The sequence below is a fragment of the Acidaminococcus intestini DSM 21505 genome (assembly GCF_000425045.1).
Lineage (GTDB): Bacteria > Bacillota > Negativicutes > Acidaminococcales > Acidaminococcaceae > Acidaminococcus > Acidaminococcus intestini.
Window position 1 is genome coordinate 1 of the sequence record NZ_KE384299.1, and the last position, 9,175, is coordinate 9,175.

Annotated in this window: 6 protein-coding genes, 3 tRNA genes, 1 pseudogene and 1 other annotated feature; of the genes and pseudogenes, 1 reads left to right on the forward strand and 9 read right to left on the reverse strand. The window is 50.0% G+C overall.

Annotated elements, in window-relative coordinates:
* Nucleotides 1-197: pseudogene (locus H503_RS12615) on the forward strand (hypothetical protein); the annotation flags it as partial.
* 568 nt (nt 198-765) lie between these two features.
* On the opposite strand, the gene pheT reads toward H503_RS12615, so the two are convergent.
* The 9 genes from pheT to H503_RS0111580 form a co-directional block, all read right to left on the reverse strand.
* Nucleotides 766-3,201: a phenylalanine--tRNA ligase subunit beta gene (pheT, locus tag H503_RS0111540; RefSeq protein ID WP_009016212.1), complete on the reverse strand. Its 2,436-nt coding sequence runs from the start codon at nt 3,199-3,201 to the stop codon at nt 766-768.
* A 14-nt stretch (nt 3,202-3,215) separates the two neighbouring features.
* Complete coding sequence (gene pheS, locus H503_RS0111545; RefSeq protein WP_009016213.1) at nt 3,216-4,241, reverse strand: phenylalanine--tRNA ligase subunit alpha; 1,026 nt, start codon at nt 4,239-4,241, stop codon at nt 3,216-3,218.
* A gap of 36 nt (nt 4,242-4,277) precedes the next feature.
* Nucleotides 4,278-4,471, reverse strand: a binding site (T-box leader).
* A gap of 754 nt (nt 4,472-5,225) precedes the next feature.
* A tRNA-Trp gene (locus H503_RS0111550) sits at nt 5,226-5,299 on the reverse strand.
* 1 nt (nt 5,300) lies between these two features.
* Nucleotides 5,301-5,375: transfer RNA gene (locus H503_RS0111555), tRNA-Gly, on the reverse strand.
* A 2-nt stretch (nt 5,376-5,377) separates the two neighbouring features.
* A tRNA-Asp gene (locus tag H503_RS0111560) sits at nt 5,378-5,454 on the reverse strand.
* Between the two features lie 108 nt (nt 5,455-5,562).
* Complete coding sequence (locus tag H503_RS0111565; protein ID WP_009016214.1) at nt 5,563-6,351, reverse strand: NYN domain-containing protein; 789 nt, start codon at nt 6,349-6,351, stop codon at nt 5,563-5,565.
* Nucleotides 6,352-6,778: 427 nt separating this feature from the next.
* A complete protein-coding gene (locus tag H503_RS12530) occupies nt 6,779-7,213 on the reverse strand; it encodes a hypothetical protein (protein WP_026385753.1) in 435 nt (144 codons plus the stop codon).
* Between the two features lie 360 nt (nt 7,214-7,573).
* Nucleotides 7,574-7,846 (reverse strand): hypothetical protein, encoded by a 273-nt coding sequence (locus tag H503_RS12095; protein ID WP_014128392.1) that lies wholly within the window; start codon nt 7,844-7,846, stop codon nt 7,574-7,576.
* A 155-nt stretch (nt 7,847-8,001) separates the two neighbouring features.
* Nucleotides 8,002-9,027, reverse strand: a complete 1,026-nt coding sequence (locus tag H503_RS0111580; RefSeq protein WP_009016215.1) for a UPF0236 family transposase-like protein — start codon at nt 9,025-9,027, stop codon at nt 8,002-8,004.
* Between the last annotated feature and the right edge of the window lie 148 nt (nt 9,028-9,175).

The window sequence follows — 9,175 nt, forward strand, 5'->3', positions numbered from 1 at the left end:
CCCTCCTCATCCACCACCAAAAGGACTTGCCTTCTGCTTTGCAGAATCAAGTGGCTTTTGGTCCCCCGCCTTGGCAAGGCGGAACGGCATTCGCCGTCTCTAAGGCAAAAGACCGTAACGTGAGCCCTGAACCGAACGTAGACACGAATTCGGTTCAGGGCTTTTTGAGCGTGGGAGGTATTGTATGCTCTTGGTAAATGAGCTGTTGTTTGCGTATTTCTCAATCGGGCCTAGCTCAAAATTCAATCTGTGGGATTATTGCTATGATGATATTCAGCAGCGCATTCCTTATTCTCACCACTACCTGCCTTCGTGTTTTGCCTCTGAGCTCGACTCGTAGAGTCGATCCGTCCCACTAGAGCGGAACGGCTTTCGCCGTCTCTAAGGCAAAACACGAAGGCAAAAGACCGTAAGACAAAGACTGTAAGGCAAAAGACCGTAAGGCAAAGACTCGACCTGTTAACGCCGTGCGTCACGTTTTTTTGCTTGACAGCCAGATCCGCAGGCTCGAGACAGCCATTCGGCCCACAGGATGGATATATATATATAGCTCGACAACCTTCTCACCGATCAAAAGAGCTGTAGAACAACCAACGCACTAGACCGAATAGACAGCTTGACAGCCCTTTCCCCTACCCTCAACCGTGAGGCTTTCCGTCCTACAATACGCTATGAGCCCATTGCTTCGGAGTTATCTTTCCGAAAGCAATGGGCTCACGTGTTACATCAAATCGAAGCAATGGCTGCTCCGACTAAAATATGAACTTAATCTCTCAGCATCCCGCCGAACTTATCCTGGACGTTGGCAACGATCTGTTTGATGACGTCGTCGACGTCTTTATCCTGGAGGGTGCGGCTAACATCCTGGAAGGTGAGGTTAAAGGCGACAGATTTATAGCCAGATTTAACCTGTTTGCCCGTATAGACATCGAAGATGCGGACGTCTACGAGGAGGGCACCGCCTTCTTTGCGGATTTCGGCTTCAAGGTCGCTTGCGGAGACACCCGCTTTTACAACGACGGCGATATCACGGGAAACGCTCGGGAATTGCGGGACGTGTTCGAACTGTGGAATCTGTTCAGCACTCTTGACAAAAGGTGCAATCTCCACTTCGAGAACGTAGGTTTCCGCACTGAGGCCAAAGCGGTCCTGAACGGTCGGATGGATGGCTCCCATGAAGCCGATGACTTTCCCTTCATAGCTGATGGCGCAGCTCTTTCCAGGATGGAGGAAAACTTCCTTCGTCGGTCCATAGGAGAGGCCTTTCACTTGGAGGCTGTCCATGACTTCTTCAAGGGCGCCTTTGATGTCATAGAAGTCGATGGCGTCTTTAGCCGTATTCCAAGAAAGGGGGTTGCGTTTGCCGCTCATGGCAATGGCAAGGACCATCTTTTCTTCTGGGAAGTCCGTAAGCGGCAGGGTTTTCGGAATGAAGACGCGGCCCACTTCAAAGATGGCTGTCCGTTCGCTCTGACGGGCCTGGTTATACGCAACGGTGGAAAGCAGGCACGGCGTCAGTGTGGTCCGGATGGTGCGGAAATCATCACTGATGGGGTTGATGATCTGTAGGGCCTTGCGGCGGCTGTCATCAGCCGGAAGTCCGAGGTTATCAAAGACCTGGGCGTTATAGAAGCTGTAGGTCATGACTTCATCAAGGCCAATGCCGGTCAGGGTGTCGCGGATCATGTCCTTCACATCTTCAATGGGGGCCTGACCGCCACGGGCCATAATGAGTTCCGGCGTCTTCGATTCAATCTTGTCATAGCCATACATACGGGCCACTTCTTCACTGAGATCGGCACTGCAGTCGCAGTCCTTGCGCCAGGTCGGTACGGTGACAACCCAGCTGTCCTCGCCTTTTTCCTCGACAGTAAAGTCTAGGTTTTCGAGGATGGCTTTCATCGTTGCCGCGTCGATGTCGCAGCCAATGCGGGCGGCCAGTTTCGTCGGAGCCGCTTTGATTTCCACCGGTTTTTCCGGTACGGGGTAACATTCAGCCACACCGTGAACGGCTTTGCCGGCGCCAATTTCTTCAAGGAGATAGATGGCGCGGTTCAGGGCGTTATGGTTCAAGATGGTATCGACCCCGCGTTCAAAGCGCTGGGACGCTTCGCTGCGAAGGCCCAGGGCTTTTGAGGTCCGGCGGATGGTCGGGCCGTTAAAGGTGGCCGCTTCGAGCATGACCGTCTTTGTGGCGCCCGTTACTTCCGTTTCAAAGCCGCCCATGATGCCGCCAAGGCCAATGCCTTTTTCATCATCACCAATGACGATCATTTCCGGCGAAAGGGCGCGGTCCTGACCATCAAGGGTCTTTAGGTGTTCGCCTTCATGAGCGCGGCGGACGACCCAATGATGGCCGGCCACTTTGTCATAGTCGTAAGCGTGCATAGGCTGGCCCAGTTCCATCATGACGTAGTTTGTGACGTCGACAACGTTATTGATGGGGCGGATATTGACAGCGCGGAGAAGTTTTTGCATCCATTCAGGCGATTCCTTGATTTCAAGGTTTTCAATCATGCGCAGGCCAAAGCGGCTGCATACGTCGGTGGCGACAATATCGACGGTGGCGCGGTCACTCGCTGGGGTTCCTTCCCCACTTTCCGGTGCATAGTCCGGTAAAGTCAGTTTCGTTCCGAGGACGGCGGCACATTCGCGGGCAAGACCCAGCATGTTGAAGCAGTCACCGCGGTTTGCCGTAAGGTCAATATCAAGGACGACATCATCAAGACCAAGGACGGCTTTGATATCGGCCCCAATAGGTGTATCAGCAGGGAGAATAAAGATGCCGTCGCGCTGCTCGGGAAGAAGCAGTTTGGCGTCGATGCCCAGTTCTCCCGCGCTGCAGAGCATGCCGTTGGAATCAAGGCCGCGCATCTTCACGGGTTTGAGTTCCATGCCGTTCGGCAAATGGGAACCGACCTGAGCTACAGGGACTACATCCCCTTGATGGACGTTCTGGGCACCTGTCAGGATCTGAACCGTATCCCCTTTTCCGAGGTCCATTTGGCAAACCCAAAGATGATCGGAATCAGGATGACGCTCAATAGTCACGACTTTGCCCGTAATGACGCCTTCGATGCCTTCACCCAGGTGAAGGACCTGCTCCACTTCGAGCCCGACGCGGGTAAGTTTATCAGCAAGAACTTCCGGCGTAACCGGAATCTCTACATATTTTTTCAGCCAATTGATTGAAGCTAACATAACAAGCGGCCCCCTTATTTAAACTGACGAATGAAACGCAGGTCATTTTCAAAGAACAGGCGCAGGTCATCGATACCATAACGGAGCATGGCAATTCGTTCGACGCCCATCCCGAAAGCAAACCCGCTGACCTTTTCAGGGTCATAGCCGCTCATGCGCAGGACGTTGGGATGCACCATACCGGCTCCGAGGATTTCGAGCCAGCCGGAGTTCTTGCAGACGCGGCAGCCTTTGCCGCCGCAGATGACGCAGCTGATGTCGACTTCGGCGGACGGTTCCGTAAAGGGGAAGAAGCTCGGACGGAGACGAATCTTGACGGAAGAGCCAAACATTTCCTTGCAGAAGAGTTCCAGCGTCCCTTTGAGGTCGGCCAGACTGATATTTTTATCGATGACAAGGCCTTCGACCTGGTGGAACATGGGGGAATGGGTTGCGTCATAGTCATTGCGGTACACCGTGCCCGGGCAGATCATGCGGATGGGGCTGTTGGGCGTACGGGACTGCATGGTACGAGCCTGTACAGGAGAGGTCTGGGTCCGCATGAGGAATTCATCGGTCAGATAGAACGTGTCCTGCATGTCGCGGGCCGGATGATCCTTAGGCAGGTTCAGTGCCTCAAAGTTAAAATAGTCATTTTCAATTTCAGGACCTTCGGCGACTTCAAAGCCCATGCGCATGAAGACCTTTTTGATCTCACGCAGGGTGAGCGTCACAGGATGCAGATGCCCTTCGGCTGCCTTGCGGCCCGGCAAGGTCACGTCAATCTTTTCAGACGCCATTTTTTCTTCAAGCTGGCGGGCTTCAAGCAGTTTCATTTGGTCAGCAATGCGGGCTTCCACCTTGCTGCGCACTTCATTCACCATTTTGCCCACTTTTGGACGTTCTTCGGCGGCTACACTGCCGAGACCGCGCAGGATTTCGGTCAGGGCGCCTTTTTTGCCCAAATACTGCACACGGATGTTTTTCAGGTCATCCACACATTTGACTTCGCCTAAGTCCTTGCGGATCTTTTCCCGCAGTTCCTCCAGTTTGTCGTACATACCAACGCCTCCTAAAAAAAATGACCTCCACCCCGGAAAAGGGGCGAAGGTTCGCGGTACCACCCTAATTTGTACTTCATTGCGGCCGTAACGCAGCCTGCGCCATCCCTACTCTGTTCAGGACGGATGCTCCCAAGTGAACTTCCCTCTCGCTTCTGTGCGCAGCTCCCACCTTGCCTGCGCTCTCTGGGACACCAGCCAAAAGGTACTCTCTTGTTCATCACATAAGTATGGAATTAATAGAAGTATTATAGCATTATGGGAGGAGGAAGGCAAGGGGCGGCCAGCTATGAAGAACCTCGGTGCACAAATCGTGCCGATTATCCAGAGCAACGTGCCTCCATTGCTTGCTTCTTATGATTATGAATGCAATGGCAGCATGACGATTCATACGAAGCTGCGTACCACACTCTCATTTCACTGTCGCCCAAAAAATATCACCGTCTTTCTGAGTAAATTCGTGCAGCGAACTTACTCAGAGGGCAGCGACGATAGGAGCATTCAGAGTTTCCTCTGCCGGCAAAGCCGGTGCTCCAAGGTGAAACCACAGAGTGCGAGTCGGATTATCCCTTACATCCGCCTAAGTTAGAATCTGGCGGATGCAAAAGTAACGGAACCGTTTTTGTGTACGATGATCTTGCAAATAGTCTTTCTTAGCAGGATTATAACCAGCGAGCTTGCTTGCGGGAGTGGGTAGTGGATGAAAAGAGGCGTTTTTCCCCCGACGTCTCCACATAAGCAGTAGCGGGGAACACTTTTCGCTAGTTCGAGGCTGCCTGTAAGCACAGTCTGCTGTGCTTAGCAGTCCGTAGAACCGTGTTATCGAAAAATTTATTCAGTCCCCGCCCGAAGGGCGGTTTAGGGCGCGCCTTATTATCGGTATTAAATGCGGATTTTATAACCTTACATCATCGTGTACCATTACAAATAAGGAATTATAACGAAAAAGACATGCCGCTATGCAGCATGTCTTTCAAAATTCTCTGGCAGGAGTACTAGGATTCGAACCCAGATCCACGGTTTTGGAGACCGTTGCTCTACCATTGAACTATACTCCTATGGAGCGGAAAACGAGATTCGAACTCGCGACCCCCACCTTGGCAAGGTGATGCTCTACCACTGAGCTACTTCCGCATTGGCGACCCAGGACGGACTCGAACCGACGATCTCCGCCGTGACAGGGCGGCATTCTAACCAACTGAACTACTGGGCCAATCAGTCACCTGACAGATATAGATGATACCATAGTTTTTAATACTTGGCAAGCACCTTTTTAAAAAACTTTTCGCATCAGGCATGGAAACCTTTCAGCCTTTCTCCTCTATTTCAAACGGAAATAATAGGTCTTTGCCGTCATGTTCTTCGGGTTGCTTGTTGAATGGATTTCAAAGATATTAAGGGAACGGATGAAGTCAAGGAATTTCTTATATCCATAAACACGCACGTCAAAGTCCGGATATTGGCGAATGACGAGATTACCCAAATAACTTGAACTGATCCAACCATTATCATTGGAATTCTCATCGGTAAGTTTGATCAGGGCACTGCGGATGGCCCGCACTTTTTTATTGCCTTCCTGAACCGCTTTGCTGGTTTTTGCGTGATTTCTTGGTTCAGCAGGTTCTTCCTGAAGCGCTGCCTGTTCGGTCTCAGGCATATCTTCCCGTTTTGATTCTGCATAAAGGACGTCAAGATACAGGAACCGATTGCAAGCAGAGATAAAGGAGCGCGGCGTCTTGCTCTCCCCCATCCCTAAGACATACTTATCCGATTCACGCAGGCGGGATGCCAAGCGCGTAAAGTCGCTGTCTGATGAGACAATGCAGAATCCATCAAGCTGGGTCCGGTAAAGCAGATCCATCGTATCAATGATGAGAGCCGAATCACTTGAATTTTTGCCGCTTGTGTTGCTGTACTGCTGTACCGGCTGGATTGCGTTATCGAGAATGGTCGACTTCCAGCTCCCCATCTGCGGACTTGTCCAGTTACCATAAATGCGTTTATAGATGACATTCCCCAGATTGTTTGCTTCTGAAAGGATGATATCGATATATTGCGGAGAAATATTTTCTGCATCAATGAGCAGTGCAAATTTTTTATCTTGTTCCATAGTAAAAAGCTCCTTATGTGGATGGTTCGTTGTGGATAGTCTTATTATACAGGATTTATAGGAGATAAGAAAGGGAGAGGGAGTGTTTAGGTAGATGCTCAGCGCTCAAATCGTATCATAGACTAAATAAGTGGGAGACCACAGCTGAAAGGAGACAATCTAATCTGGCCTGGATGGAAGTTGAATTAAATTTCCAAAGTGCAGCCAATTTTTACTTTTTCTTCATTAAGTTTTCATACATTTCTCAAAAAGAACAACCCCGCAGCTGCGGGGAATACAGGAGTTCGCTGCTAAGTCTAGGTTTAGTACAAGGGACACCCCTGCATGCGCGGGGAATACGTTGACCCGGCTGCGATTGTTGCTCAGACGAAGGAGTCATCCCCGCATGCGCGGGGAATGCTTATGGAGTAGTTAGCTTGTAAGCAGCCTACCTTCGTAGTTCACGCCAGCCGTTGACGTTTAGAACGATAAAAAAGAGTGTGGTAAAAAGAAGTGTTGCTTGTAAGAAGTATTCTGAAGGGAAAATCACAAGACAAACGAGTGTGATGCCAATTCCAGATACGCCTGTCCAAAAAAGTGTGATGGGAAGTGCCATCAACAAACCAAGTAAAGCCGTAATTTTTGAATTAGACTCCATGATGATCACCCCTTTAGGTTCATCCCCGTATGCGCGTGGAATACTCGCAACGTTGATAATACTTGCACGGAATTCCTTTGAATATAACGTCATTGGGTTTTGGGTCATCATACATATCAGTGTATATCTCGCAAGTACATTTTTGGTATTCCTCAATCGTCGTAAAAATACAGTCTTTGCATTGCTCGCAATTTTTGGAGTTGTCGCTCCATACTTCGCTATCATAACGGCTGAGATTCTCTTTCTTCATAGACGTCCTCCCTTATTTTTGGCTATCAGCAACTTCAAGGTCAATGTATATCTTGCTTGAATTTGTGTTTTTTTCAACCTTCGTTATCAAAAACACCGTCCCGCTTTCAAGATAATATCAGCTTCATCACTAAAAGTGCTTTGGCCTGACAGCCCATCCCAATTCGAGCCGCTACCATTCCCAAATGCTGAAAATGGGGTTCATTCCCGCATACGCGGGAAAATACCCTGGGAAACGGGAATGGCGGGATGGGTTCTTAGGTTCATCCCCGTATGCGCGGGGGTATGTGTCAACATTTTCTCGGGAGATCCCTATAAGATTGTGTTGCAGCCTAATTAAATGCGGAAAATGGAACTTAAGTGACCTATTGCTGTACTGCTGGCCGTATAGCCACCAATTCCCCCATTTCTAATTCCCACATGTGGAACCATGGGAGATTTCTTCAGTGCGCTTCTCAAGGCCTTACGCAGTTCCTCGCTCTTCGGTGCTTTTACGGGCTTGAACTTGCTGGACAGCGCTGCTTCAAGCTCATCATTTTGCAGGCCCGCAAGGACCTTGGCTATGGCTAAGCAGCCTTCCTTTCCCCAGCGCTGGCCTTGCTTTTTCATCCGGTAGGAATACTGTCTGGGGCTTTTCTCGCACGTCCCATAGCACCTCACCGATTTCTCTAGTCCCTTACGCATAGAATGGGGCTTCAGCATGTCCCAATTTCTATTCAAGTAACCTCAAAGGCGGAAGACCTGGTGACGCTCTTCCTTGGTCTCTACAAGGGTTTCTGCCGCATTGAGGTACGCATCCACCTTCTCCCTATTAAAAACTGTCTCAGGACGCGTAAAACGTCGTTCTGAAGGCCCTTGGGAGCGAAGCTGAGCCGTGTCTTGACCTTCTGGTTCACATGGTACGGATCCACGAAGAACTCAAACTGACCACACTCTCCTGCCATCCGCTCAAACGAGCTTCTCACGTACCCTGGTCCATTGTCACTGTTGCAGATAACGATGGTCTTCTGAAGGTTGTAGTAGCTTTCCAAGAAGCGTTCCAGCTGCATCTGAACCTTGGCAAGGTCTGTATCGACGAACTCACGCCTATCTACAAGTCTGTGCCTCTTCCCGTTTCCTTCCTGCTCCACGCCCACATCCAGCTGAATCCGGTGCAGCTCATTGTATTCCTTCTTTCTGGGCTTTTCCTCAGGTTCCTTGCTCTCCAGAGACGGATCTTTGCCGTTTACCCTAGAGATGTAGAGCCCATCGCCTTCGATATAGAGCGTGTCAGGCTTAACAAGCTCCCCATCCGGCTTTGCGTCAACGGTTAGCATGGTCTCTTCATACTTGCTGTATCTCCGGCCGGCGTCTCTTACTAGCATGGCCACCTTCTGGTGGCTGATGATCACTGGGGAAAGGATCTTGATGGACTCTTCCACAACGCGGTAGACGGACCTTGCAGCCAGCTTGACCACACAGAACTCAAGGTAGGGCGTGTACCTGCGGTAGCGCTCAAACCCCAGATGCCTATCAAGGGGATAGAAGGCCTTTTCTCCCTCCTTCTTCACCAACCTCCGTTCGTAGGTCAAAGGACCAAAGATACCTTGAATGGTGCGTGCATCCTTGCGCTGTACCTTATATCCTTCTGCCTTGAGGGATGCAAAGAGCTCATCATTAATTCGCTCAAAGGCAAGGGCAATCATGGCGATAACGGTGTTTAGGAGAAAGGTCCAGAGGACCTTTTCCATCTCAATTTCGTTCTTAGACCCTTTTATTATTTTGATGACATCTGATACAATCTTTTCCATGGGAGACCTTCCTTTGTTTTGATATTCGTGCCGTTAACACTATCTTAACAATAGGGGCCTCCCTTTTATTCTGCAAGGACTATTTTTCCCTACCGAAAAACATTTTACGCTTAGTTATCCTTTGAATTTACATATCTCTCAAACAGGG

What these genes read in the sequence shown, in the direction of transcription:
- pheT (WP_009016212.1), bottom strand. Translation starts at nt 3,201, where the DNA reads ATGTTAGCTTCAATCAATTGGCTGAAAAAATATGTAGAGATTCCGGTT.
- pheS (WP_009016213.1), bottom strand. Translation starts at nt 4,241, where the DNA reads ATGTACGACAAACTGGAGGAACTGCGGGAAAAGATCCGCAAGGACTTA.
- H503_RS0111565 (WP_009016214.1), bottom strand. Translation starts at nt 6,351, where the DNA reads ATGGAACAAGATAAAAAATTTGCACTGCTCATTGATGCAGAAAATATT.
- H503_RS12530 (WP_026385753.1), bottom strand. Translation starts at nt 7,213, where the DNA reads ATGATAGCGAAGTATGGAGCGACAACTCCAAAAATTGCGAGCAATGCA.
- H503_RS12095 (WP_014128392.1), bottom strand. Translation starts at nt 7,846, where the DNA reads ATGAAAAAGCAAGGCCAGCGCTGGGGAAAGGAAGGCTGCTTAGCCATA.
- H503_RS0111580 (WP_009016215.1), bottom strand. Translation starts at nt 9,027, where the DNA reads ATGGAAAAGATTGTATCAGATGTCATCAAAATAATAAAAGGGTCTAAG.